This window comes from Stenotrophomonas maltophilia (assembly GCF_001274595.1).
Classification (GTDB): Bacteria; Pseudomonadota; Gammaproteobacteria; order Xanthomonadales; family Xanthomonadaceae; genus Stenotrophomonas; species Stenotrophomonas forensis.
In genome coordinates this window covers 1,415,688-1,439,342 of record NZ_CP011010.1, presented here as the reverse complement: position 1 = coordinate 1,439,342, position 23,655 = coordinate 1,415,688, and the positions used below count along the sequence as shown (strand labels likewise).

Sequence of the window (23,655 nt, the reverse complement as noted above, 5' to 3'; positions counted from 1 at the left end):
GGCGGTGTGGGTTGGCAGGACCGTTGGCGCCATGGATGGCGCCATCGAGCCCCCAAGGACGGGTTTACGGCGTGTCCTGCCAGCCCACACCGCCCCGCCATCCCACGGACTGCCAGCTCTTGATTGAGACGTTGACGTTGCGGGTGCAGGGCTGCAAGCCCTGCCAGTACCCTCTCCAGCATCCATGTCCGAATCCGGCGAGTATCCCCACCCGCACCCGCCTAGACTGGCGCCATGGACACCGCTCTCGCCCTCGACACCGCCGCCTGTGACCGCGCCCGCCTGGCCCGTGACGCGCGCTTCGACGGCGTGTTCTTCACCGCCGTGCGCAGCACCGGCATCTATTGCCGCCCGGTGTGCCCCGCGCCCCCGCCAAAGCCGCGCAACATCACCTACTACCCGAGCGCCGCTGCCGCCGCCGCCGCCGGCTACCGGCCGTGCCTGCGCTGCCGCCCGGAACTGGCGCCCCAGGCCCAGCAGGCACTTGCCGGCCAGGCCGTGCAGCGCGCCCTGGCCCTGATCCAGGGTGGCTTCCTGCAGGAACAACCGGTGGCAGACCTCGCAGAGAAGATCGGACTCAGTGCACGCCAGCTGCAACGGCTTTTCGTTGAACACCTGGGCGCGACACCCGGACAGATCCACGCCACCCATCGCCTGCTGCTGGCCAAGCAGCTGTTGACCGAAACCACGCTGCCGGTGACCGACGTCGCGCTGGCAGCCGGCTACAACAGCCTACGCCGCTTCAATACCGCGTTCCTCCAGGGCTGCGGCATGGCCCCCACCGCGCTGCGCCGCCAGCATCAACCGCTCGCCGCCGATGAGGGGGGCCTGGTGCTGCGCCTGGCCTACCGGCCGCCGCTGGACTTCCCACGCATGCTGGCGTTCCTGCGCAAGCGCAGCCTGCCCGGCATCGAACTGATCGGCGAAGACAGCTACCAGCGCGTGTTGGGCACGCCTGAGCGGCCCACCCTGCTGCGCGTCACCGCCGATCCGAAACGGCCGGAACTGCACCTGCAGCTCAGCGCCGTCGATCCACGCCTGATCCCGGACATCGTGCGTCGCGTGCGCCGCGTGTTCGACCTGGATGCCGACCTGCAGCAGGTGCACGCCGCACTGGGCGAAGAACCGCTGCTGGCGCGCGGCATCGCCGAACGCCCCGGGCTGCGTGTTCCGGGCGGCTGGGATGGATTCGAAGTGGGCGTGCGCGCGGTGCTCGGCCAGCAGGTCAGCGTCGCCGCAGCCACCACGTTCGCACGCCGGCTGGTGGATGCCTTCGGCGCACACCTGCCGGGCATGCCATCGGACTTTGATCGCCAGTTCCCCGCACCCGAGGTGCTGGCCGAGGCACCGCTGGAATCGATCGGCCTGCCGCGCAGCCGTGCCGCCACGGTGCGCGCGCTGGCCGCCGCCTGCGCCAGCGGCCAGCTCGATTTCGGGCCTGGCCAGGCGCTGGAAGAATTCGTCACCCGCTGCGTGGCACTGCCCGGCATCGGCCCGTGGACCGCGCAGTACATCGCCCTGCGGGGTCTCGGCCAGCCTGATGCCTTCCCCGCCGGCGACCTGGTGCTGCAGCAGGTCCTCGGCCATGCGCAGGGCCAGCGCCTGAGCGAACGTGCGACCGAAGCGCGCTCGCAACCCTGGCGGCCGTGGCGCGCGTATGCCGTGCTGCACCTGTGGCACCTGTCCGGCACTTTCGTTGGAGAACCGACATGACCCTGTTGTTCGACCGTTTCGACAGCCCGATCGGCGTGCTCACCATCGCCGGTGACGAGCGCGGACTTGCGCATGTGCTGTTTCCGGAAAACCGCCATCCGGCGCGTGGCCGCGACGACTGGCACTACGCGCCGGATGCGCTGCCGGAAGCCCGCCAGCAGTTGCTGCAGTTCCTGCACGGCGAACGCAGCAGCTTCGATCTGGAACTGGCACCGCGCGGCACGCCGTTCCAGCTGCGCGTGTGGCAAGCGCTGGCGCTGATCCCGTTCGGGCAGACCTGGAGCTACCTGCAGCTGGCGCAGCATCTGGGCCAGCCCAGCGCAACCCGCGCGGTGGGCGCCGCCAACGGCCGCAACCCGTTGCCGATCATCCTGCCCTGCCATCGCGTGATCGGCAGCAACGGCGCACTGACCGGGTTCGGTGGCGGCCTGGAAACCAAGGCCGCACTGCTGCGCCTGGAACAACGCCAGGCACCATTGTTTGCATGAGGGCCGGCCGGGCTGCGCCCGGCACCCGCAGAAACAACGGCAACGTCAAAAACCAGACCGGCTCTGGATTGATGTGGGTTGGGCGGCGCGGGGGCAAGGAAGAATGTGCGGACACGCTGCGCCCTTCCGCGCAGCGTGTCTTGGGCCGGTCATTGCGCCGGCTTATCATGCGCGGATGACTTCCGTACGCCTGACCTGCGCGCTGGCGCTGCTGCTGCCATTGGCCGCCTGCACCACCGCGCCCGCCCCTTCCGCCTCCGTTGCCACGCCCGTCGCTGCGGCTGCGCCGCCGAAGCTGCTGCTGATCTCCATCGACGGCCTGCGCGCCGACGCGCTCGATCGCGGCCTGACCCCGAACCTGCAGCGGCTGATCGACGGTGGCGTGCGTGCACGCTGGATGACCCCGTCCTATCCGTCGCTCACCTTCCCCAACCACTACACCATCGTCACCGGCCTGCGCCCGGACCACCACGGCATCGTCAACAACAGCATGGACGACGAGGCACTGGGCCGTTTCGAACTGAGCAACCGCGAGGCGGTCACTACCAGCGCGTGGTGGGGCGGCGAGCCGATCTGGGTCGGCGCCGAGAATGCCGGCGTGCGTTCGGCCACCACCTCGTGGCCGGGCAGCGAGTCGGAAATCCGCGGGGTGCGCCCGAGCCAGTGGCGCATCTACGACGGCCAGGAACCGCTGGAACAGCGTGCCGGCATCGTGCTTGACTGGCTGGCGCAGACCGACGCCGATGCGCCGCGCCTGACCACGCTGTACATGGAGCACGTGGACAAGGCCGGCCACCACTACGGCCCGGATTCGAAGCAGTATGCCGACGCCATCGTGCGCGCCGACCAGATCGTCGGCCAGGTGCTGGATGGACTGCAGCAGCGCGGGCTGGCGTCGACAACCAACGTGATCGTGGTGTCCGACCATGGCATGGCCAGCGTCGCCGAAGGCCACGTGATCGCCACCGAATCGATGGCCGATCCGGCCATCGCGCGCAATGTCAGCCAGGGCCAGTCGGTGGGCTTCGCACCGGTCGCCGGTCGCGAAGCCGACGCCGAACGCGTCCTGCTCGGCCGCCACGCCCACTACGAATGCTGGAAGAAGGAAAACCTGCCGCCGCGCTGGCACTACGGTACGCACCCGCGGGTGCCGCCGATCGTCTGCGCCATGGATGAAGGCTGGGATGCCCTGCATCGGGACAGGATCGCCAAGCGCACCAAGCAGGATCGCGGTTCGCATGGCTACGACAACGCCCTGCCGTCCATGCGTGCGGTGTTCGTGGCCGGCGGCCCGTCGTTCCGCCAGGGCCTGGTGATCGATGGCTTCGACAACGTCGATGTCTATCCGCTGCTGGCGCATCTGCTGCAGGTGCCGGCCGCGCCGAACGACGGCAACCCGGAAACGCTGAAACAGACCCTGCGCTGACGCCGCCGTAGAGCCGGGCCCACGCCCGGCTCAGCGAGCAGGCATAAAAAAACGCGGCGCCAGGCGCCGCGTTTTTCCTTGAAGCGGTCGACCGGCCGGATCAGGCCTTGGCGACAGCCTTCTTCGCCACAGCCTTCTTCGCCGGAGCCTTGGCCACGGTCTTCTTGGCAACCGGGGCGGCGGCGCCTACGGCGACCTTGCTCGCGGTGTGCGAACGGGCGTTGCCGTAGCTGGCGTTGTAGCGCTTGCCCTTGGCGGTCTTGCGGTCACCCTTACCCATGTCTTCAACTCCTCAAGTGTGAAATCTGGTTACCCCGTACTGACACGGGTTCGGCGGGGCCGCCTTGCTGGGCGCCCCCGCGCACGATCGGAAATCCTATCACGGAGCGCCTAGTGCGCGCAGCTGGCGTCGTGCACGTGGCCGTGGTTGAGGCGCAGGTTGACCAGGTGCGCGACGCCCACCAACAGGCCGCCGATGGTCATCACCACCGCATGCGGCACTGCGTTGTGATGCAGCGGGTCGTACAGCACGCCGGCCCACAGCGCGACCAGGCCCGGAATCAGGAAACCCAGCGCGCGCAGCGCACCATGCCGGCGATAGCCCCAGACCAGGCTGAACAGCCCGAGCAGGGTCACGAACACCACCAGCGCCTGCTCCACGCCGTCGCTCAACCAGAACGACAGGCCCAGCGACGGCGCCGCCGCCAGCAGCACGGGGATCACCGCGCAATGCACCGCGCACAGCATCGAACCAGTGGCGCCGAATCGGTCGAGCAGGTGGCGCAGGCGTGAGGACAGGGACATGACTTCCAGCAGGGTCGGCGAATCGTTATGGAATAATATAACATCCGTTCCCGACCCGCACGGTTTCCCCTCCCCCTGTCCCACCGACGGGATTCGTGCGCCCTGCGATTGATACATTGTAACAAAGGACCTGCCCATGCCCGCCCACACCCCCCGGCTCAAGCCGCATTCCCTGGCCCTGGCCCTCGCCGCCCTGCTGCCGTCCGCCGCCTTTGCTGCCGGCCAGGACAGCGCCCATCGTGACCGCCACCTGACCGAGCTGTCGTCGGTGCAGGTCACCGCATCGCCGCTGCAGGGCGATGCCGAATCGCTGGCGCGCCCGGTCGAGGTTCTCGCCGGGGAACGCCTGGACGAGCAGAAGGCCGGCACCCTCGGCGATACCGTAGCCAAGCTGCCCGGCGTGCAGAGCACGTTCTTCGGCCCGGGCGTCGGCCGCCCGATCATCCGCGGCCAGGAAGGCCCGCGCGTGGCGGTGCTGTCCAATGGCATGGGCAACATGGATGCCTCCACGGTCAGCGCCGACCATGCCACCAGCATCGAGCCGTTCCTGGCCGACCAGATCGAAGTGCTGAAGGGGCCGGCCACGCTGCTGTTCGGCAGCGGCGCCATCGGTGGTGCGGTCAACGTGGTCGATGGCCGCATCGCGCGCGAACTGCCGGAGCGTCCGCTCAGCGGCCGTGCAGAACTGCGCGGCAATTCGGTGAACAACGAACGCAGCGGCATGTTCCGCCTCGATGGTGTCAGCGGCAACGTCGTGCTGCATGTGGACGGCCTGGTGCGCAATGGCGACGACTACCGCATCCCGGGTTACGCGGTGATCGACAGCCTGGAAGATCACCACGACCACGATCATGACCACGATGCGGCCGAGAGCGAAGAACCGCGCCGTGGCCGCCTGGACAACAGCTCGATCCGCACTCGCGCCGGTGGCGTCGGCGCAACGTGGCTGGGCGACGGTGGTTACTTCGGCGTATCGGCCAGCACCTACCGCACCAACTACGGCATTCCCAATGGCGCGCACGTGCATGCCGACGGTGATGATCATGGTCATGACCACGGCCACGACCACGGCGATGAAGAGGAAGGCGGCGACGAGCATGACGTGCGCATCGACATGGTGCAGAACCGCTTCGAGACCAAGGCCGGCATCTACGACCCGGTCTCGTTCCTGAAGAACATCAACGCACGCGTGGCCTACACCGACTACGAGCACGTGGAGCTGGAGGCCGGCACGCCGTCGACCCGCTTCACCAACCGTGGCATCGAAGCGCGCCTGGAAGCGGTGCAGCAGCAGATCGGCGGCTGGGACGGCGCCTTCGGCCTGCAGTTCGGCAACAGTGATTTCGGCGCCAAGGGCGAAGAAGCCTTCGTTCCGGATACCGGCACCAGGAACATCGGCCTGTTCGTGCTGCAGGAAAAGCAGTTCGGCCCGTTCAAGCTGGAACTGGGCGGCCGCCACGACCAGGTCAAGCTGGACCCGACCGGTGACTACCGTCGCCGCACCTTCGGTGCCACCAACCTGTCCGCTGCGGGCATCTGGAAGCTCAACGACGCGGTGGACCTGCGCATTGGCGTGGACAGTTCCGAGCGTGCGCCGACCAATGAAGAGCTGTACGCCGCCGGCGCACACATCGCCACCCGTTCGCTGGAAATCGGTGATGCCAATCTGAAGACCGAGCGCGGCCAGCGCGTGGAACTGGGTATCCACACCCACAGTGACCGCCTGGACTTCTCCGCATCGGTCTACCAGACCAAGTTCAAGGACTTCATCTACCTGGCCGACACCGGCGTTACCGAAGGACTGCCGGTCCGTGCCTGGACCCAGCAGGACGCGGTGTTCCGCGGCGCCGAGGCCGAAGCGCTGGTGCACCTGTTCGAAGGGGGTGCCGGTGATTGGGACCTGCGCCTGTTCGGCGATTACGTGAAGGCCAAGCTGGATGGCAGCGGCAGCCGCAACCTGGACATCGCGGTGCCACATGGCGACCACAACCACAACTACACGGTGGAACTGGCCAACACCGGCTACCTGCCGCGCATCGCTCCGGCCCGCGTCGGTGCCGACCTGCGCTGGTCGAAGGATGGCTGGCGCGCGTCGGTCGGCGCGGTGCGTTACAGCCGCCAGAAGGACGTCGCGCAGAACGAGGAACCGAGCAGCGGCTACACCCTGGTCGATGCGCACCTGGCCTACCGTTGGGACCGCAACGCCAGCAACAGCTACGAGGTGTTCCTGGATGGCAGCAACCTGACCAACCGCGAAGTGCGCCCGCATACCTCGCTGCTGCGCGACTACTCGCCGCTGCCGGGTCGTGGCGTCGCTTTCGGCATCCGCGCGTTCTTCTGATCGCGCACGGCGGGGTCGGAGCCCATTCCGCAGGAAAGGGCTCTTGACCTCCCTCATCCACGCATGGCGTGGATCTAAAGCATCTCCAGCGGGGGCCTTCGGGCCCCCGTTTTCATTTCCGCCAACACCATCACGCAAGCGTCACAAAGATGTGCGTACGACAACAAACGGACAATCCCGTCACTCAATGTCTCGCCAACCGGACATTAATGTCCGAAAATGAACCCATGACCGCCCAACGTGCCGATGCCGCTGCCCGCCGTGCCCTCATCCTCGACGCCGCCGATCATGTGTTCGGCCAACATGGCGTCACCGCTCCACTGGACCTGGTGGTCGAACGCGCCCAGGTGGGCCGCGCCACCCTGTACCGCAACTTCCCCGACCGCACTGCGCTGATCCAGGCGCTGCTGCAGCGTACGGTTGACCGCATCCGGCGCCAGGTCGAACAGCTCGGCGACCGCGACGACGCCCTGTTCGAGGTGTTCGAGGGCATGGCCCAGCGCATCATCGATTCGCCTGCCCTCGCCGATTACTGGCGTGCGGTGGATTCGGACGTGCCGGCCATGCGCACCGCGCGCGAGACCGTGCGTGACCTGCTGGAAGCGCCGATTGCCCGTGCCAAGGCCGCCGGCCTGTGCCGCGCCGATCTGGAGAAGACGGATATTTCACTGATCTCGGGCATGCTGGGCGCAGCCCTGCGCGGCAAGACCCGCGACGAGCGCGCCCAGCTGGCCGGGCGTGCCCTGCAGCTGCTGCGCGGGGGTCTGCAGGGAGCACCCAGCGAGGCGCCCTGATGGTCCAGCCGTATCTGAAGCCGGTTCCGGATTGGGAGGAGCACGAGAAGCCGACCATGCCCGGTTCGGCTTCGATGCCCTGGCATCCGCCCCATCGACGCGTGGCCTATGCACTGGTGTCGCTGCTGGTGGCGATCACCGGCGGCCTCGGCAACGCGCTGGTCACCGCGAACCTGCCGTTCCTGCAGGGCCAGCTGGCACTGACGCCGACCCAGGGCAGCTGGCTGGTCGCGGCCTACGCGATGGTCAATGTCACCGCCAACCTGCTGGCCTTCAAGTTCCGCCAGCAGTACGGCATCCGCCTGTTCGCCGAGATCGGCCTGGGCCTGTACGCGGCGCTGGCGGTGCTGCATCTGTTCGTCGGCAGTTTCGAGACCACCCTGTTGACCCGCGCCGCCAGTGGCTTCGCCGGCGCCGCCTGTTCGACACTGGGCACGCTGTACATGCTGCAGGCGCTGCCGCGCCGCTTCACCGGCAACCTGCTGGTGGTGGGTGTGGGCCTTTCGCAGCTGGCAGTGCCGATCGCCTGGATCGTCTCGCCGGGCCTGGTCGATACCGGCCAGTGGCACCAGCTCTATTCATTCGAGGCCGGCCTCGCCCTGTGCGCGTTCGCGGCGGTGGTGGTGCTGAAGCTGCCGCCCGGCATCCAGATCAAGGCGTTCGAGCCGATGGATTTCCTCACCTTCGCCCTGCTCGCCCCTGCCGTTGCCCTGCTGGTGATCGTGCTGGCACAGGGCTATACGCGCTGGTGGCTGGATACGCCGTGGCTGGGGTGGGCACTGGTCGCCTCCATTGCGCTGTCCACCACTGCCTTCATCATCGAACACTACCGCCGCAACCCGCTGCTGCAGACGCGCTGGCTGGCCAGCCTGCCGGTACTGCACTTCATCGTCGGCGCGTTCCTGATCCGCTTCCTGACCACCGAGCAGTCCTACGGCGTGGTCAACCTGATGCGCACGCTGGGCATGGGCCCGGACCAGCTGCGACCGCTGTTCGGCGTGATCCTGGCCGGCGTGATCACCGGCATCGCGGCGGCGTCGCTGACGTTCGGTCCGAAGCGGCTGATCGCCCAGCTGCTGATGGCGATCCTGCTGCTGGGCACCGCTGCCTTCTTCGACCAGCACCGCACCAGCCTGGACCGGCCGCACGACTTCTACGTCAGCCAGTTCCTGGCCTCGGTCGGCGCCGGCATGTTCATGGGCCCGCTGATCATGCTCGGCATCTCCGCTGCACTGAAGCAGGGCGTGGACCACATGATCACCTTCCTGGTCACGCTGTCGATCACCCAGACCCTGGGCGGCCTGGCCGGTTCGGCGGTACTCGGCACCTTCCAGCTGCATCGCGAGCAGCTGTACTCCAGCGCGTTGACCAGCCAGCTCGATCCGGCCGACCCGGTGGTCGCGCAGCGCCTGCGCCTGCAGCAGCAGCTGTACAGCGCACAGATCACCGATCCGGTCCTGCGCAGCGCGCAGGGCAGCGCGCAGCTGGCGCAGATCACACGCCGCGAAGCCAATGTGCGCGGCTTCAATGATGTGTTCACCCTGAGCGGCTGGCTGGCCATCGGCTTCCTGTGCTGGTTGCTGCTGCTGTCGCTGCGTACCGCCGTGCTCAAGCAATGGCGCAAGCGCCACCCCACGTCCCCTGCTGCGGCCACGCCGGCCGCGCCCCGTTGAGTTGATCGCCATGCCCCCTGTCCCGCCCCGCCCAGACGACATCGACGCCGACAACGTCACCCCGCCGCCACCGACCGATGCGGCGCCTGCGCCCACGCCCGCGGCGCCGGCGGCCGCGCCGAAATACCTCAAGCCCAGCGCGCGCAGCGTGGTGGTGATGGTGGTGGTGGCGTTGCTGGGGATCGCACTGATCCTGCGTGCCTGGCACCTGTGGCCCTTCACCAGCAGCGTGATGGTGACCGACAACGCCTATGTGCGCGGGCAGATCACGGTGATGGCGCCGCAGGTGAACGGCTACGTGACCGAGGTGCTGGTCAAGGACTTCCAGCATGTAAAGAAGGGCGAACCGCTGTTGCGCATCGATGACCGCATCTATGCGCAACGTGTCGCCCAGGCACAGGCGACGCTGGACAGCGCACGCGCGGCACTGGCCAATTCGGACCAGTCGCAGGCGCAGAACCGTGCGCAGATCGCCTCCGCACACGCCACGCTGTCGGCGGGCCAGGCCGAACTGCAGCGCTCGCGCAACGAGGCCCGCCGTTACGAGGAGCTGGCCGCACAGCAGCTGGTGTCGGTCAACGACCGCGACAAGTTCCGCACCAGCCAGGCCTCGGCGCAGGCCAGCGTGCAGCAGTCGCAGGCGCAGATCCGCATCGCCGAGGAAACGCTGGTATCGACCCGGGTGGCACGCAAGAGCCTGGAAGCGCAGGTGGAGAGCGCGCAGGCACAACTGGAACTGGCCCGCATCGACCTGGCCAATACGGTGATCCACGCACCGCGCGACGGCCAGATCAGCGAGGCCAGCGTGCGCGTGGGCCAGTACGTGGCCGCCGGTTCGCAGCTGCTGTTCCTGGTGCCTGACACGCTGTGGGTGGTCGCCAACTACAAGGAAGGCCAGACCTGGCAGATGGCGATCGGCCAGCCCGCCTCGTTCTCGGTGGACGCCTTCCACGGCCAGGTGCTGAGCGGCCGCGTGGAGGAGATCGCGCCCGCCACCGGGTCCGAGTTCAGCGTGCTGCGCCCGGACAACGCCAGCGGCAACTTCACCAAGGTGGTGCAGCGGCTGCCGGTGCGCATCAGGATCGACGGGGAGCAGAAGCTGGGAGCACAGCTGCGTCCAGGCATGTCGGTGATCGTGCGGGTGGATACCGCGACCAAGCCGATGGACTAGGGTACAGGCCCGGTTGCGCCGATATGAAACGGGGTCAGATCCCTTTGCCAATGGCGAATGGATCCGACCCCGCTCCCATGCCGGCCAGCGGCCGGCACTATCGTTGCGTTACCCGGCGCAGCGCGCGCAGAGCCCGTGCACTTCCAGGGTCTGTGCCTGCGGCTGGAAGCCCAGCTCCTTGGCGCGCTTTTCCAGCTGGGTGACGATCTCGCGGTCTTCCAGCTCCACCGCGCTGTGGCAGCTGTTGCAGATCAGGAACGGCACCGAGTGCGCCGCGCTGCTGGGGTGATGGCAGGCCACGAAGGCATTCACCGATTCCAGCTTGTGCACGAAGCCGTTGGCCATCAGGAAGTCCAGCGCGCGGTACACGGTGGGCGGGGCATCGGCGCCCACGCCCTTGCCGTTGCGCACCCATTCCAGCAGCTCGTAGGCCTTGACCGGCTTGCCGGCCTCGGCGATCAGCTTCAGTACGTTGGCGCGGATCGGGGTCAGGCGCAGCCCGCGTTCGCGCGAGACACGCTCGACCACCGCCACGAAATCCGATGCGTCGTGGACGTGGTGGTGCGGGGCGGTACAGGCAGTGGCGGTCTTGGCGGGCATGCGTGTTCTCCGGTTCGGGCCTGGCAAGGATGCCTCAGGCCGTTGCTACCTTGGTGATGGCCACATCAATGCGTTTCAAGGCCTGTTCGCGGCCGGCCAGGTACACGGTATGGGAAATGTCAGGACTGACCTGGGTGCCGGTGATGGCCACGCGCAGCGGCTGGGCGACCTTGCCCATGCCGATGTCCAGCGCGGCGGCCACGTCGTGCAGGGCCACGCCGACCGACTCGGCGGTCCACTCCGGCAGCGCCGCCAGCAGCTCGCGGGCCTTGCCCAGCGCCACCTCGGCACCGGCCTTGAAGTGCTTGGCCACCGCCGCTTCGTCGTACTCGGCCAGCGGCTGGTACCAGACCACGGCCTTCTCGGCCATTTCCTTCAGGGTCTGCACGCGTTCACGCAGCGCGATCACCACGTCCTCCGGGGCGGGGCCGGCGGCCACGTCCAGGCCCAGCTTCTGCAGCTGGTAGACCAGGTGCGGCACGATGGCAGCCACATCCTCGGTCTTCAGGAAGTGCTGGTTGACCCAACCCAGCTTGGCCATGTCCAGGCGCGAGGCCTTGGAATTGCAGTCCTTCACGTCGAACAGCTCGATCAGTTCCTGGCGGCTGAACAGCTCCTGGTCACCGTGCGACCAGCCCAGGCGGGCCAGGTAGCTCAGCAGCGCGTCGGGCAGGTAGCCGGCGTCCTTGTACTGCATCACGTCGGCCGCGCCGGTGCGCTTGGACAGCTTGGCGCCCTGCTCATCAAGGATCATCGGCATGTGGCCGAACTTCGGCACCGGCGCACCGATGCCTTCGTACAGGTTGATCTGGCGCGGGGTGTTGTTGATGTGGTCGTCGCCGCGGATGACCTCGGTGATGCCCATGTCCCAGTCGTCCACCACCACTGCGAAGTTGTAGGTGGGGTAGCCGTCCGGGCGGAAGATGACCATGTCATCCAGCTCGCTGTTGGCGATCTCGATGCGGCCCTTGATCAGGTCGTCGAACACCACCGTGCCTTCCAGCGGGTTCTTGAAGCGGATGACGCGGTTCGGGTCGTCCTTGTACGGCAGGCCCAGCTCGCGCGCGGCGCCGTTGTAGCGCGGCTTTTCCTGCCGGGCCATGGCGGCTTCACGCATCGCGTCCAGCTCTTCGCGGGTTTCGTAGGCGTAGTACGCCTTGCCGTTGGCGATCAGCTGCTCGGCCACTTCCTGGTAACGGGCGACGCGCTCGGTCTGGTAGATCGGGCCCTCGTCGTAATCCAGGCCCAGCCACTCCATCGCCTCCAGGATGGCGTCGATCGCGCCCTGGGTGCTGCGTTCACGGTCGGTGTCCTCGATGCGCAGCACGAACTCGCCGCCGCGGTGGCGGGCCTCCAGCCAGCAGTACAGCGCGGTGCGGGCACCGCCGATGTGCAGGTAACCGGTGGGGCTGGGGGCGAAGCGGGTGCGGCAGATCATGAGGCGCTCGGGGAACGGGAATCCCCCGATTTTACCAGCCCACCGCCCCCGACGGAAAAAGGGGACGGAGGGGATTAAGTCGCGATTGCCGAGCCGATGCGGCTACGGACGGGAAGCGGAGGGGAGAAACGACTTAATCCCCTCCGTCCCCTTTTATGGTTCAGCCTTGCGCGGGAACGGCTGCTCGCGCATGGCGGCGTTGTAGGCGAACGAGGCGACGATGGCCGCGGCCTGCTTCAGGTCTTCCGGCTCGGCGTGGTCCCAGGTGTCCAGGTGGCTGTGGTGGACGTTGCTGAAGTAGTCCAGGCGGTCCTGGATGAACTGGAAGCCCGGCAGGCCGATGCGGTCGAAGCTGATGTGGTCGGTGCTGCCGGTGTTGCGGGTGGCCACGGTGGTGGCGCCCACGTCATGGAACGGCGCCAGCCAGGCTTCGAAGATCGGCATCGCCGCCAGGTTTTCCTGGGCGTAGATGCCACGGAAGCGGCCCGAGCCGTTGTCCATGTTGAAGTACACCTGGAACTTGCTGTAGTCGCGCGTCTTGCGCAGCGCACCGGTCGGCTCGCGCAGCGAGGCCGGCAGCGCTTTCTGCGCCGGGTCGGTGGGTTCCGGGAACTGGCCGAAGTGCTTGGCCACATAGGCCTGCGAGCCGATCAGGCCCTGCTCCTCGCCACTCCACAGCGCCACGCGGATGGTCCGCTTCGGCTTGGCACCGGTGGCCTTGAGGATACGCATGGCCTCCATCATCACCGCCACGCCGGCGGCGTTGTCGGCCGCGCCGGTGCCGCTGTGCCACGAATCCATATGCGCGCCGATCATCACCACCTCATCGGGCTTGCTGCTGCCGCGGATCTCGGCCAGCGTGTTGTAACCGGGCTGGTCGGCTTCGTCAGTGAAACGCGCGGCCACGTCCACGCGCAGGCGCACGGTCTGCTTGGCCTTCAGCGCGCGCACCAGCGGGTTGAAGTGTTCGCTGATCATCGCCAGCTCGGGGATGCCCACCGATTCACCGGCCTTGCGCGAACCACCTCCGGCAACACGGATGATGCCGTTGTCCCAGCTGCTGATGCTGATCGAGGCCAGCGCGCCCTCTTCGACGAAGAACGCATTGACCTTGCTCGCCAGCGCCTGGCGCTCCTGGTATTCCTTGACCCGCTTGGCGCGCTCGGCGGTGGCGTCCTGGTCCTTGGGCAGGGTGAATTCCTGCAGGCCTTCCAGCGAGGTGGCGTCGTGGCGATGCGAATCTGCCTCGGTGCCGCGCTTGTACTCGCGTGCTTCGCCCAGCAACAGGATCCTGCCGCGCAGCTTGCCGCGGTACTTCTCGATGTCTTCGGGCTTCTTGATCTCGACCTGCACCAGTTCGCCTTCCACCGGGCCGTTCGTACCCGGCGTCCAGGCCTTGGGCAGCGCATGCAGCGGTTGGATGCGGTCGCCCAGCATTTCCACGCTGGCCGAGGTGAACTCCCAGCCACGGCCGAAATCATCGAAGGCTTCGTCGTGGACGTTGTCCAGCTTCCATTCGTTGAACTTGCCACGGGTCCAGGCGTTGGCGCGGCCCATCGCCGGGGAATTGGTCAGGCGCGGGCCGATGCGCTCGGTGAGGTAGCTGAAGGTGTCCATCACCTGCGAACGATGGAAGGCCTCCTGGCGGATGCGGCTGACCATGTCCAGGTCCACCGTCTCGCGCTGCTGCGCCCCTGCATTGCCCCCCATCGCCAGCGCTACCGCCAGCACACCCCACTTCAGCCCGCTCCACTTCAACACGCCGCACCCCTGCCCTTCGGCTCGATCATCAACCCGTCGAGTCTAGCCAGCAGGGGCGCGGTGATACCGTCCCATCGGTCATGGGCGGTGCGGAAGCGTGCGAACCAAGGTTCGCACCCACAGGAGAGCGGTTGGTTCGCACCCACAGGAGAGTGGCCACACAGGAGAGTGGTTGGTTCGCGCCTGCCAAGCCACCTCATCCACTCCAGCCCAGCCACAGCTGCGCCCGCGCCGGCAGCAGCAGCAACCAGTGCCGCCGGTCGATGCTGCTGCAGCCGTACACCGCCGCATGTGCCGGCCAGTCCTCCGGCAGGCCGCCGATGCCGATCTCGGCCAGCGCCTCCGCTCCGGCCTTCCATGGCCGGTAGCGTGGCACCCTGCCCGCCAGCGCGCCGCGTCCCTGCCGCGCGCCCTGCAACCAGTCCAATCCCTGGCCCTGCAATCCCTCGCAGGTCACCGCGGCCAGCTGGAAGCGGACCAGGCCGGGGGCGATCCGTGCCCCCGGCAGGGCCGCCAGCACGCCATGTGCCTGCAGCAGTGCATCCACTTCCAGCAGGGCCGGAATGCCCTGCCGTGCCCGTTGCCGCAATCCGTGGCGCCAGCCCATGGCGTCCTCCTTACTTCAGTTCCGCGCCAAGCGCGTACCAGTCGACCCGGCGGGTCACCCACATCGCCAGCGCCAGGATCACGAACAGCAGCAGCGAGCCCATCAGCAGCGCGTTGTTCTCCGACACCAGCAGCCCATACAGCGCGCCGTACAACACGGTCAGCAGCGCGGCAAAGCCGAGGCCACGCTTCCAGTGGCCCAGCACGTTGGCCAGGTACACCGCCTGCAGCCCGATGCAGGCCACGGCCGAGACCAGGTAGGCCTTCCAGAACGCGATGTGCTCGGACAGGCTGATCAGCAGCAGGAAGAAGATCGCCAGCGCCAGGCCCACCATCAGGTACTGCAGCGGATGGATGCGCAGCGACTTGATCAGTTCGAACAGGATGAAGCCGACGAAGGTGAGCAGCACGAACAGCACGCCGTACTTGGAAGCGCGGTCGGCCTGGGTATAGGTATCGACCGGATCGACCAGCGACACGGTCACCGCCTGCGAATCGATCGCGCCGTCGCTGCGCAGCTGGCGCTGCGCGTCGGACGCCAGCGAGGACACCGCCCAGCGTGCATCGAAGCCCTGCGCATTGACGCGTCGCTCGTTGGGAAGGAATGCACCACTGAACGACGGATGCGGCCAGCTCGAACGCAGCGCGATGCGGGTGTCATCGCCCACCGGCACCACCGACAACATGCGGCTGCCGTCCAGGCGCAGTTCCAGTTCGACGGTACTGGCGGCCAGGCTGCCGCCCTGGTCGCTGGCGAACCCGGCCACGGGAGCATGCAGGCCGCGACCGACTTCGCTGGCCGCTTCGACGCCTGGCAGCAGCCGCAGCTGCTTTCCGTCCACGCGCAGGTTGGGCGAACCGACCAGCCCGCGCACGTCGGAGACGCCCAGCGCCACATACGGCTGTCCGTAGCTGCGGCCTGCCTTCACCGGGTAGTCGTCGACGGCGAACGTTGCCTTCAGCTGGCCGTTCCAGCTGTACACCGGCACCTTGAACAGGCCGACCTCGCGCTGGCTCGGCAGCATCTCACCGCCCACTTCCAGCGTGGCCGGCATCTGCAGCCAGTGGCCTTCGCTGACCTGCACCTCGGTCTTCTTGTTGCCCTTGGCGTCGACCACCTCGACCTGCTGGCGCTCTACCCACGGCACCACCCGCACCGGCCCGACCAGGCGCTGGACCCCGGCGCGGCTGTCGGCAACCCGCGAGAACGCCTCGTCGCGGTATGCGCTGCGCTCGGTAATGACCCCTCGGATCATCATCAGTGGAACCAGCAGCAGCAGGATCAGCCCGCCGACAATGGCGAACCGCAGCAGCATTTTCAGGGATTTCATGGTCCATCCTCGTTGGAGAGGGCTGCAGGATGGACCGCTGCGGTGAGCAGGGTTTGTGGCGAATTTGAAGCGAGTGTGAAGTCAGCGGCGCGGGCGCTGGCCCGGCACGCTCAACGGCAACCACAGGCTGGCCACGGTGCCGCCGCCGTCACGGGCCTCGACGCTGGCACGGCCGTCATGCAGGCGCGCGACCTCCTGCACGAATGGCAGGCCCAGGCCGGAACTGCGCCGTCCACTAGCGGGGCGCGCCAGCGAATAGAAGCGCTCGAATACCCGATCGCGCGCATAGTCCGGAATGCCCGCCCCCCGGTCGGCCACCTGCAGGCGCACGCCCTGCCCGTCCACCTCGGCCTGCAACGCGATCTCCGCGCCGGACGGCGAAAACGCGATGGCATTGTCGATCAGGTTGTGCAGCGCCTGCCGCAGCAGGTAGGCATCGCCCTGCACGGACAGGTCGGGCGCGCTGCCGATGCGCACCTGTACGCCCGCCGCCTGCGCGCGCACCTGCGCCGCAGCCGCCGCCTCGGCCAGCAGCACCGGCAACGCGATGGGGTCGCGGGTCTGCAGCCAGCCATGCTGCTCCACTTCGGCCAGCGCCAGCAGCTTGTCGATGGTCTCGGTCAGCCGTTCCTGCTGGTCGACGATGCTGCGCGCGAAATGCACGCGGTCGGCCTCGGGCAGCGGCTCCTGCAGCAGCTCGGCGGCACCGCGAATCGCCGCCAGCGGGCTCTTCATCTCGTGCGTCAGTGACTGCACGTACTGTTCGACGTAGGCCTTGCCTTCCAGCTTGCGGCGCATGGTTTCCAGCGCCTGGCCGAGATCGCCGATCTCGTCGCGGCGTCGGCGCGGCGGCGGTACCGGTTCGCCGGCGGTGACCGCGCGGGCATAGCGGCTGAGCTGGCCCAGGCCGGTGGTCAGCCACATCGTCACCAGTACGCCGACCAGCGCCGACAGCCCGATCAGCCATGCCCCGCGCTCGATGATGGCGCGCTGGCTGGCGGCGATGAACGGATCGATGCTGCGGTTGGGCTGGGCCAGGCTGAGCACACCGATCAGCGTGCGTCCGTCGGCCGGGTCATATACCGGCGCCGCCACGTGCATTACGGTATCGCCTTCCTCGCCCGGTACTTCCGGGCTGGAACGGGCGCCGTACTCGCCGCGCAGGGTGCGGTAGACATCGTTCCAGCGCGAGTTGTCGCGGCCGAGGTCGCGGCCCAGCGAGTCGTAGATGACGATGCCTCGGGCGTCGGTGATGGTCACCCGGTAATCCAGCGAGCGCTTCGGGAAGCGCCAGACCATTGCCTTCAGGTCGCGCTGCCGCGCCTTGGCCAGGTTGCGGGTGAAGCCGCCGCTGCGGATGGTGCCGTCCTTGACGTCGGCGGCGGCCATCTCGGCCAGTACGTTGGCCGCATCGACCAGGGTCGACTCCATCGCCTGGCGCACACCCGGTTTCACTTCATTGACGAACACCCGCATCACGAAGAACGCGGCGATGCCGGTGATCAGGAAGAAGCCCAGGAACAGCTTCAGCACCAGGCGCATCGGCTAGACCTCCAGCGCGTAGCCGAGGCCACGGTGGGTGCGGATCGGATCATCACTGGCACCGGCCGCACGCAGCTTGGCGCGCAGCGTCTTTACATGGGTGTCCACGGTACGGTCGGCGCTGTCGGCGCTGCTGTCCCAGCCGCGATCCATCAGCTGTGCACGGCTGAGGATGGCGCCCGGGCGTTGCAGCAATGCCTCCAGCAGCGCGTATTCGTAGCGGGTCAGGTCCAGCGCCTGGCCCCTGAAGCGGATGCGGCGGCCGTCGCGGTCGATGGCAAATGCGCCGTGCTCCTGCCAGCCCGCTTCGGCGCTGCCCGCTGTCGCCAGCGGTGCGGCACGGCGCAGGCGAGCACGCACCCGCGCCACCAGCTCGCGCGGCGAGAACGGCTTGGTCATGTAGTCGTCGGCCCCCAGTTCCAGGCCGAGCACGCGGTCCACTTCGTCATTGCGGGCGGTCAGGAAGATCACCGGCAGCTGCGCAGCCGGGCCCGGCTGCGCGCGCAGCCGCCGGCACACCTCGAAGCCGCCCAGATCCGGCAGGCCCACGTCCAGCACCAGCAGATCGATGCCGCCGGCCTGCAGACGTTGCAGGGCTTCGCTGCCCAGCAGGCAGTGGCTGGCGGCATAGCCTTCGCTGCGCAGCGCATAGAGCACGGTTTCGGCGATGGCGGCTTCGTCCTCGACCACCAGGACATGGGCAACAGGGGCTGTCATGGCGCGCAGCATAGCCGCTGCGGCCGCCGCCCCGTACACTGCCGCCCATGAACTATCGCCACGCCTTCCATGCCGGCAACCACGCCGATGTGCTCAAGCACATCGTGCAGCTGGCCCTGATCGACAGCTTCAAGCGCAAGGACAGCCCGTTCTTCGTGCTCGACACCCACGGCGGTGCCGGCCGCTACCTGCTGGCCAGTGAAGAGAGCCGCAAGACCCTGGAGGCCGAGTCCGGAATCATGCGACTGATGGCCCAGCCCAAGCTGCCGGAGGTGGTCGAGCGCTACCTGAAGGCCGTGCAGGCCGACAACCCGGTGGGCGCGCTGACCAACTACCCGGGCTCGCCGCTGCTGAGCGCACAGGCGATGCGCGCGCAGGACCGCATGGCGGTGTGTGAGCTGCAGGAACCCGAAACGGCCACGCTGAAGGCGCTGTTCGCCCATGACAGCCGCGTCGACGTGCGTCCGGGCGATGGCTATGCGCTGCTGCGCTCGCTGCTGCCGCCGAAGTTCAACGGCAGCAAGATCGGCCGCGGCCTGGTGCTGATCGACCCGCCCTACGAGGCCCAGGACGCCGAGTACCAGAACATCCTGGCCGCCCTGGCCGAGACTCTGGCACGCTGGCCGCAGGCGACCTGCGCGGTGTGGTTCCCGATCAAGCAGCGCCGCACCATCCTGCACTTCCTGCGCAAGGCCAGTGCGCTGCCGGTGAAATCGGCGATGACGATCGAGTTCCTGGTGCGCCCGGACGACTCGCCGCTGCGCCTCAACGGCAGTGGCATGCTGCTGCTCAACCCGCCCTGGCAGTTCGATCGGGTGGTCGGCCCAGCCCTGCCGGCGCTGCGCCAGCACCTGGGCGAACCCGGTGCCAGCACCCGCCTGGATTGGCTCAAAGCCCCCGAATAACGGCCTTCACGAGGCTGTACCGCCGTGAGCCTTTCGTTCACGGAATGCAGCCCCGGTGATGCCACAATCGATGGACCACCAAGGAATCACCCGGTATGGCCACTCGCAACCGCATGCCGCCCTGGCATGAGATCTTCAAGGCTCCCAGCGGCCACGAGCTGCTGATCCGCCCCATCCGCCCGGAAGATGGCGCGCCGCTGCAAGCAGCGTTCAGCCTGTTCGGGCCGGAAGAAATCCGTGATCGTTTCCTGCAGGCGGTGACCGAGCTGTCGCCGGAAACCACCCAGCGCCTGACCCACCCCAATCCCAAGACCGAGATCACCCTGGTCGCAGCCGAATCCCTGCCCGCTGGCGAAGCGGTGGTCGGCGCGGTCGCCCGGGCCTCGATCATCCCCGGTACCCGTGAAGCCGAGTACGCGATCCTGATCAGCCGCTTCCTGATCGGCCAGGGCCTGGGCCGGCAGCTGATGCGCAAGCTGGTGAAGTGGGGCCGCGGCAAGTACCTGGACCGCCTGTACGGCGACGTGGCCGCCGAGAACGAGCCGATGAAGCAGCTGGCCGCCTCGCTGGGCTTCAAGCCGGTGCCTCATCCTACCGGCGCCGAAGGCCTGGTGCGGATGGTGCTGGAGCTGGACAACTGAAGGATGGGCCGGGCACTGCCCGGCACCGCATGTTTCGATAGTCGAGCAAGCTCGACTCTACGGATGCGCCGGGCACTGCCCGGCACCGCATTCCGGTAGTGCCGGCCGCTGGCCGGCAGCCTCATGCACCGTTGGGGTATCGGAATGCCGGCCAGCGGCCGGGACTACCTGGCGGGCTTCGACCGGGCTTCTGCTAAAATCCGGGGTCCATGTCGCGTACCTCATACCCCGCCCCGCCGCTGCCGCGCGCCGGCCAGCTCCGCGCCTGGTGGCGCGCCCCCGCATCGCCGACCGCCCTGGCCTGGTACCTGGCCCAGGCCGCGCGTGCGCACGACGCCCCGCTGCTGGTGATCGCCCGTGACAACCACGGTGCCAACCAGCTCGAAGCCGACCTGCAGACCCTGCTTGGCGGCGACCCGGCCCTGCCGGTGGTCGCCTTCCCGGACTGGGAAACCCTGCCCTACGACCGCTTCAGCCCGCATCCGGACATCATCTCGCAGCGCCTGGCCGCCCTGCACCGCCTGCCTGCGCTGAAGCGCGGCCTGGTGATCGTGCCGGTGCAGACCCTGCTGCAGCAGCTGGCGCCACGCAGCTACGTGATCGGCGGCAGCTTCGACCTGAAGGTCGGCCAGCGCCTGGACCTGGAGGCCGAGAAGCGCCGCCTGGAGAGCGCCGGCTACCGCAACGTGCCGCAGGTGATGGACCCGGGCGACTTCGCCGTGCGCGGTGGCCTGCTCGACGTGTTCCCGATGGGTGCCGACGAGCCCCTGCGGGTAGAGCTGCTGGACGAGGACATCGACTCGATCCGCGCGTTCGACCCGGAAAGCCAGCGCTCGCTGGACAAGGTCGAGGCCGTGCACATGCTGCCCGGCCGCGAAGTGCCGATGGACGAGGCCAGCATCGCCCGCGTGCTGGCCACGCTGCGCGAACGCTTCGATGTCGATACCCGGCGCAGCGCGCTGTACCAGGACCTGAAGTCCGGGCTGGCCCCGGCCGGCGTCGAGTACTACCTGCCACTGTTCTTCGAGCGCACCGCGACCCTGTTCGATTACCTGCCCAGCGGCAGCCTGCCGGTGGTCTGTGCCGGTGCCGGTGAAGCCGCCGAGACGTTCTGGGCGCAGACCGGCGAGCGCTACGAACAGCGCCGCCACGATGTGGAGCGCCCGTTGCTGCCGCCGTCGGCGCTGTACCTGTCGCCGGAACTGCTGCGCGAGCGCCTGAACGATGCGCCGCGCATCGAAGTGTGGTCGGCCGACCACGCACGCATCGCCGATGCGCACGCGCTGGGCGACCAGCCGTTGCCGCCGCTGCCGGTGGCTGCACGCGAAGCACCGGCCGGTGATGCACTGAAGTCCTTCCTCGGCCACTACCCGGGCCGGGTGCTGATCGCCGCCGATTCGCCTGGCCGCCGTGAAGCCCTGCTGGAAGTGCTGCAGGCCGCCGAGCTGAAGCCACCGGTGGTGGCCGACCTGCCCGGCTTCCTCGCCGGCGATGCGCGCTTCGCGATCGCGGTGGCGCCACTGGAAGACGGCTTCGCGCTGGACGATCCGCGCATCGCGGTGCTGACCGAGCGCCAGCTGTTCCCCGAGCGCGCCGGCAGCACCCGCCGCACGCGCCGTGCCGGCCGCGAGCCGGAAGCGATCATCCGCGACCTCGGCGAGCTGACCGAAGGCGCACCGATCGTGCACGAGGACCATGGCGTGGGCCGCTACCGTGGCCTGATCGCGATGGACGTCGGCGGCATGCCCGGCGAGTTCCTCGAAATCGAATACGCCAAGGGCGACCGCCTGTATGTGCCGGTGGCCCAGCTGCACCTGATCAGTCGCTATTCCGGTGCATCTGCGGAAACCGCGCCGCTGCATTCGCTCGGCGGCGAGCAGTGGAGCAAGGCCAAGCGCAAGGCCGCCGAGAAGGTGCGCGACGTGGCCGCCGAACTGCTGGAGATCCAGGCCCGCCGCCAGGCGCGTGCCGGACTGGCGCTGCAGGTGGACCGCGCGATGTACGAACCGTTCGCGGCCGGTTTCCCGTTCGAGGAGACCCCGGACCAGCTGGCCGCGATCGACGCCACCCTGCGCGACCTGGCCAGCAGCCAGCCGATGGACCGCGTGGTCTGCGGCGACGTCGGCTTCGGCAAGACCGAGGTGGCCGTGCGCGCCGCCTTCGCCGCCGCCAGCGCTGGCAAGCAGGTGGCCGTGCTGGTGCCGACCACGCTGCTGGCCGAACAGCATTTCCGCAATTTCCGCGACCGCTTCGCCGACTACCCGATGAAGGTCGAAGTGCTGTCGCGCTTCAAGACCAGCAAGGAAATCAAGGCCGAACTGGAGAAGGTCGCCGCCGGCACCATCGACGTCATCGTCGGCACCCACCGCCTGCTGCAGCCGGACGTGAAGTTCAAGGACCTGGGCATGGTGATCGTCGACGAGGAACAGCGTTTCGGCGTGCGCCAGAAGGAAGCATTGAAGGCGCTGCGCGCCAACGTGCACCTGCTGACCCTGACCGCCACGCCGATCCCGCGCACCTTGAACATGGCCATGGCCGGCCTGCGTGACCTCTCGATCATCGCCACCCCGCCGCCGAACCGGCTGGCGGTGCAGACCTTCATCACGCAGTGGGACAACGCGCTGCTGCGCGAAGCCTTCCAGCGCGAGCTGGCGCGTGGCGGCCAGCTGTACTTCCTGCACAACGACGTGGAGAGCATCGGCCGCATGCAGCGCGAGCTGTCCGAGCTGGTGCCCGAGGCGCGCATCGGCATCGCCCACGGCCAGATGCCCGAGCGCGAGCTGGAAAAGGTGATGCTGGATTTCCAGAAGCAGCGCTTCAACGTGCTGCTGTCGACCACGATCATCGAGTCGGGCATCGACATCCCCAACGCCAACACCATCATCATCAACCGCGCCGACCGCTTCGGCCTGGCCCAGCTGCATCAGCTGCGCGGCCGTGTCGGCCGTTCGCACCATCGCGCCTACGCCTACCTGGTGGCCCCCGACCGTCGTTCGATCACCCCGGATGCGGAAAAGCGCCTGGAAGCGATCGCCTCGATGGACGAACTCGGCGCCGGCTTCACCCTGGCCACGCACGATCTGGAGATCCGCGGTGCCGGCGAACTGCTGGGCGAGGACCAGAGCGGACAGATGGCCGAGGTCGGCTTCAGCCTGTACACCGAACTGCTGGAACGCGCGGTACGCAGCATCAAGCAGGGCAAGCTGCCCGACCTGGATGCCGGCGAGGAAGTGCGCGGCGCCGAAGTCGAGCTGCATGTGCCGGCGCTGATTCCGGAAGACTACCTGCCGGACGTGCACACCCGCCTGACCCTGTACAAGCGCATCTCCAGCGCGCGCGACAGCGATGCACTGCGCGAGCTGCAGGTGGAGATGATCGACCGCTTCGGCCTGCTGCCGGATGCGGCCAAGCACCTGTTCGCCATCGCCGAGCTGAAGCTGAAGGCCAACACGCTCGGCATCCGCAAGCTGGACCTGGGCGAGAACGGTGGCCGCATCGTGTTCGAATCCAAGCCGAACATCGACCCGATGGCGGTGATCCAGCTGATCCAGAAGCAACCGAACCTCTACGCCATGGAAGGGCCCGACAAGCTGCGCATCAAGCACCCACTGCCGTTGCCGGAAGACCGCTTCAACGCGGCCCGCGCCCTCCTGACCACCCTCGCCCCGGGTTGATCGCCCCCGAATACCCCGCACCGGTCCCCA

At 68.1% G+C, this 23,655-nt stretch carries 19 protein-coding genes; 10 read left to right on the top strand and 9 right to left on the bottom strand.

Annotated elements, in window-relative coordinates; translation table 11 throughout:
* Positions 1 to 234: 234 nt before the first annotated feature.
* The 3 genes from VN11_RS06640 to VN11_RS06630 all read left to right on the top strand — a co-directional run bounded on the left by VN11_RS06640 (position 235) and on the right by VN11_RS06630 (position 3,627).
* Positions 235 to 1,713 carry a DNA-3-methyladenine glycosylase 2 family protein gene (locus tag VN11_RS06640; RefSeq protein ID WP_053449182.1) on the top strand — a complete coding sequence of 493 codons (1,479 nt, stop codon included), beginning with the start codon at positions 235 to 237 and terminating at the stop codon, positions 1,711 to 1,713.
* Positions 1,710 to 2,201: a methylated-DNA--[protein]-cysteine S-methyltransferase gene (locus VN11_RS06635; RefSeq protein WP_049458877.1), complete on the top strand. Its 492-nt coding sequence runs from the start codon at positions 1,710 to 1,712 to the stop codon at positions 2,199 to 2,201. Before VN11_RS06640 ends, VN11_RS06635 begins: the two co-directional genes overlap by 4 nt.
* A gap of 175 nt (positions 2,202 to 2,376) precedes the next feature.
* Positions 2,377 to 3,627, top strand: coding sequence for an ectonucleotide pyrophosphatase/phosphodiesterase (locus tag VN11_RS06630; protein ID WP_053449181.1), 1,251 nt, complete (start codon positions 2,377 to 2,379; stop codon positions 3,625 to 3,627).
* A gap of 100 nt (positions 3,628 to 3,727) precedes the next feature.
* Here the strand turns inward: VN11_RS06630 and VN11_RS06625 are convergent, their stop codons facing one another.
* Entirely contained in the window at positions 3,728 to 3,907 is a 180-nt protein-coding gene (locus tag VN11_RS06625; protein WP_004150462.1) for a 30S ribosomal protein THX, read from the bottom strand.
* A 110-nt stretch (positions 3,908 to 4,017) separates the two neighbouring features.
* The gene (locus VN11_RS06620) at positions 4,018 to 4,431 is read right to left on the bottom strand and encodes a MerC domain-containing protein (RefSeq protein WP_008264835.1); all 414 of its coding nucleotides are present in this window, start codon (positions 4,429 to 4,431) and stop codon (positions 4,018 to 4,020) included.
* Between the two features lie 136 nt (positions 4,432 to 4,567).
* On the opposite strand from VN11_RS06620, the gene VN11_RS06615 reads away from it, so the two are divergent.
* From VN11_RS06615 to VN11_RS06600, 4 genes are all read left to right on the top strand, one after another.
* On the top strand, positions 4,568 to 6,772 hold the full coding sequence (locus VN11_RS06615; protein WP_053449180.1) for a TonB-dependent receptor: 2,205 nt from the start codon (positions 4,568 to 4,570) through the stop codon (positions 6,770 to 6,772).
* Positions 6,773 to 6,999: 227 nt separating this feature from the next.
* Positions 7,000 to 7,566: a TetR/AcrR family transcriptional regulator gene (locus tag VN11_RS06610; protein WP_053449179.1), complete on the top strand. Its 567-nt coding sequence runs from the start codon at positions 7,000 to 7,002 to the stop codon at positions 7,564 to 7,566.
* A complete protein-coding gene (locus tag VN11_RS06605) occupies positions 7,566 to 9,239 on the top strand; it encodes an MFS transporter (protein ID WP_053449178.1) in 1,674 nt (557 codons plus the stop codon). Before VN11_RS06610 ends, VN11_RS06605 begins: the two co-directional genes overlap by 1 nt.
* Before the next feature lie 10 nt (positions 9,240 to 9,249).
* Positions 9,250 to 10,410, top strand: coding sequence for an HlyD family secretion protein (locus VN11_RS06600; RefSeq protein WP_053451269.1), 1,161 nt, complete (start codon positions 9,250 to 9,252; stop codon positions 10,408 to 10,410).
* Positions 10,411 to 10,518: 108 nt separating this feature from the next.
* On the opposite strand, the gene VN11_RS06595 is transcribed toward VN11_RS06600, so the two are convergent.
* The 7 genes from VN11_RS06595 to creB all read right to left on the bottom strand — a co-directional run bounded on the left by VN11_RS06595 (position 10,519) and on the right by creB (position 18,417).
* Positions 10,519 to 11,010, bottom strand: coding sequence for a Fur family transcriptional regulator (locus VN11_RS06595; protein WP_004150412.1), 492 nt, complete (start codon positions 11,008 to 11,010; stop codon positions 10,519 to 10,521).
* 34 nt (positions 11,011 to 11,044) lie between these two features.
* Complete coding sequence (gene gltX / locus VN11_RS06590; protein ID WP_053449177.1) at positions 11,045 to 12,448, bottom strand: glutamate--tRNA ligase; 1,404 nt, start codon at positions 12,446 to 12,448, stop codon at positions 11,045 to 11,047.
* 153 nt (positions 12,449 to 12,601) lie between these two features.
* The gene (locus VN11_RS06585; protein WP_053451268.1) at positions 12,602 to 14,158 is read right to left on the bottom strand and encodes a M20/M25/M40 family metallo-hydrolase; all 1,557 of its coding nucleotides are present in this window, start codon (positions 14,156 to 14,158) and stop codon (positions 12,602 to 12,604) included.
* A 247-nt stretch (positions 14,159 to 14,405) separates the two neighbouring features.
* The gene (locus tag VN11_RS06580) at positions 14,406 to 14,816 is read right to left on the bottom strand and encodes a hypothetical protein (protein WP_053449176.1); all 411 of its coding nucleotides are present in this window, start codon (positions 14,814 to 14,816) and stop codon (positions 14,406 to 14,408) included.
* Between the two features lie 10 nt (positions 14,817 to 14,826).
* Positions 14,827 to 16,146, bottom strand: a complete 1,320-nt coding sequence (creD, locus tag VN11_RS06575) for a cell envelope integrity protein CreD (RefSeq protein ID WP_053449175.1) — start codon at positions 16,144 to 16,146, stop codon at positions 14,827 to 14,829.
* An 81-nt stretch (positions 16,147 to 16,227) separates the two neighbouring features.
* Positions 16,228 to 17,688: a two-component system sensor histidine kinase CreC gene (gene creC / locus VN11_RS06570; protein ID WP_053449174.1), complete on the bottom strand. Its 1,461-nt coding sequence runs from the start codon at positions 17,686 to 17,688 to the stop codon at positions 16,228 to 16,230.
* A gap of 3 nt (positions 17,689 to 17,691) precedes the next feature.
* The gene (gene creB, locus VN11_RS06565) at positions 17,692 to 18,417 is read right to left on the bottom strand and encodes a two-component system response regulator CreB (protein WP_080374885.1); all 726 of its coding nucleotides are present in this window, start codon (positions 18,415 to 18,417) and stop codon (positions 17,692 to 17,694) included.
* 35 nt (positions 18,418 to 18,452) lie between these two features.
* Between creB and VN11_RS06560 the strand changes: the two genes are divergently transcribed.
* From VN11_RS06560 to mfd, 3 genes are all read left to right on the top strand, one after another.
* Positions 18,453 to 19,310 carry a 23S rRNA (adenine(2030)-N(6))-methyltransferase RlmJ gene (locus tag VN11_RS06560; RefSeq protein WP_006425982.1) on the top strand — a complete coding sequence of 286 codons (858 nt, stop codon included), beginning with the start codon at positions 18,453 to 18,455 and terminating at the stop codon, positions 19,308 to 19,310.
* 95 nt (positions 19,311 to 19,405) lie between these two features.
* On the top strand, positions 19,406 to 19,951 hold the full coding sequence (locus VN11_RS06555) for a GNAT family N-acetyltransferase (RefSeq protein ID WP_004150340.1): 546 nt from the start codon (positions 19,406 to 19,408) through the stop codon (positions 19,949 to 19,951).
* A 209-nt stretch (positions 19,952 to 20,160) separates the two neighbouring features.
* On the top strand, positions 20,161 to 23,625 hold the full coding sequence (gene mfd, locus VN11_RS06550; RefSeq protein ID WP_053449173.1) for a transcription-repair coupling factor: 3,465 nt from the start codon (positions 20,161 to 20,163) through the stop codon (positions 23,623 to 23,625).
* The last annotated feature ends 30 nt before the right edge of the window (positions 23,626 to 23,655 follow it).

What these genes read in the sequence shown, in the direction of transcription:
- VN11_RS06640 (WP_053449182.1), top strand. Translation starts at nt 235, where the DNA reads ATGGACACCGCTCTCGCCCTCGACACCGCCGCCTGTGACCGCGCCCGC.
- VN11_RS06635 (WP_049458877.1), top strand. Translation starts at nt 1,710, where the DNA reads ATGACCCTGTTGTTCGACCGTTTCGACAGCCCGATCGGCGTGCTCACC.
- VN11_RS06630 (WP_053449181.1), top strand. Translation starts at nt 2,377, where the DNA reads ATGACTTCCGTACGCCTGACCTGCGCGCTGGCGCTGCTGCTGCCATTG.
- VN11_RS06625 (WP_004150462.1), bottom strand. Translation starts at nt 3,907, where the DNA reads ATGGGTAAGGGTGACCGCAAGACCGCCAAGGGCAAGCGCTACAACGCC.
- VN11_RS06620 (WP_008264835.1), bottom strand. Translation starts at nt 4,431, where the DNA reads ATGTCCCTGTCCTCACGCCTGCGCCACCTGCTCGACCGATTCGGCGCC.
- VN11_RS06615 (WP_053449180.1), top strand. Translation starts at nt 4,568, where the DNA reads ATGCCCGCCCACACCCCCCGGCTCAAGCCGCATTCCCTGGCCCTGGCC.
- VN11_RS06610 (WP_053449179.1), top strand. Translation starts at nt 7,000, where the DNA reads ATGACCGCCCAACGTGCCGATGCCGCTGCCCGCCGTGCCCTCATCCTC.
- VN11_RS06605 (WP_053449178.1), top strand. Translation starts at nt 7,566, where the DNA reads ATGGTCCAGCCGTATCTGAAGCCGGTTCCGGATTGGGAGGAGCACGAG.
- VN11_RS06600 (WP_053451269.1), top strand. Translation starts at nt 9,250, where the DNA reads ATGCCCCCTGTCCCGCCCCGCCCAGACGACATCGACGCCGACAACGTC.
- VN11_RS06595 (WP_004150412.1), bottom strand. Translation starts at nt 11,010, where the DNA reads ATGCCCGCCAAGACCGCCACTGCCTGTACCGCCCCGCACCACCACGTC.
- gltX (WP_053449177.1), bottom strand. Translation starts at nt 12,448, where the DNA reads ATGATCTGCCGCACCCGCTTCGCCCCCAGCCCCACCGGTTACCTGCAC.
- VN11_RS06585 (WP_053451268.1), bottom strand. Translation starts at nt 14,158, where the DNA reads ATGGGGGGCAATGCAGGGGCGCAGCAGCGCGAGACGGTGGACCTGGAC.
- VN11_RS06580 (WP_053449176.1), bottom strand. Translation starts at nt 14,816, where the DNA reads ATGGGCTGGCGCCACGGATTGCGGCAACGGGCACGGCAGGGCATTCCG.
- creD (WP_053449175.1), bottom strand. Translation starts at nt 16,146, where the DNA reads ATGAAATCCCTGAAAATGCTGCTGCGGTTCGCCATTGTCGGCGGGCTG.
- creC (WP_053449174.1), bottom strand. Translation starts at nt 17,688, where the DNA reads ATGCGCCTGGTGCTGAAGCTGTTCCTGGGCTTCTTCCTGATCACCGGC.
- creB (WP_080374885.1), bottom strand. Translation starts at nt 18,417, where the DNA reads ATGCTGCGCGCCATGACAGCCCCTGTTGCCCATGTCCTGGTGGTCGAG.
- VN11_RS06560 (WP_006425982.1), top strand. Translation starts at nt 18,453, where the DNA reads ATGAACTATCGCCACGCCTTCCATGCCGGCAACCACGCCGATGTGCTC.
- VN11_RS06555 (WP_004150340.1), top strand. Translation starts at nt 19,406, where the DNA reads ATGGCCACTCGCAACCGCATGCCGCCCTGGCATGAGATCTTCAAGGCT.
- mfd (WP_053449173.1), top strand. Translation starts at nt 20,161, where the DNA reads ATGTCGCGTACCTCATACCCCGCCCCGCCGCTGCCGCGCGCCGGCCAG.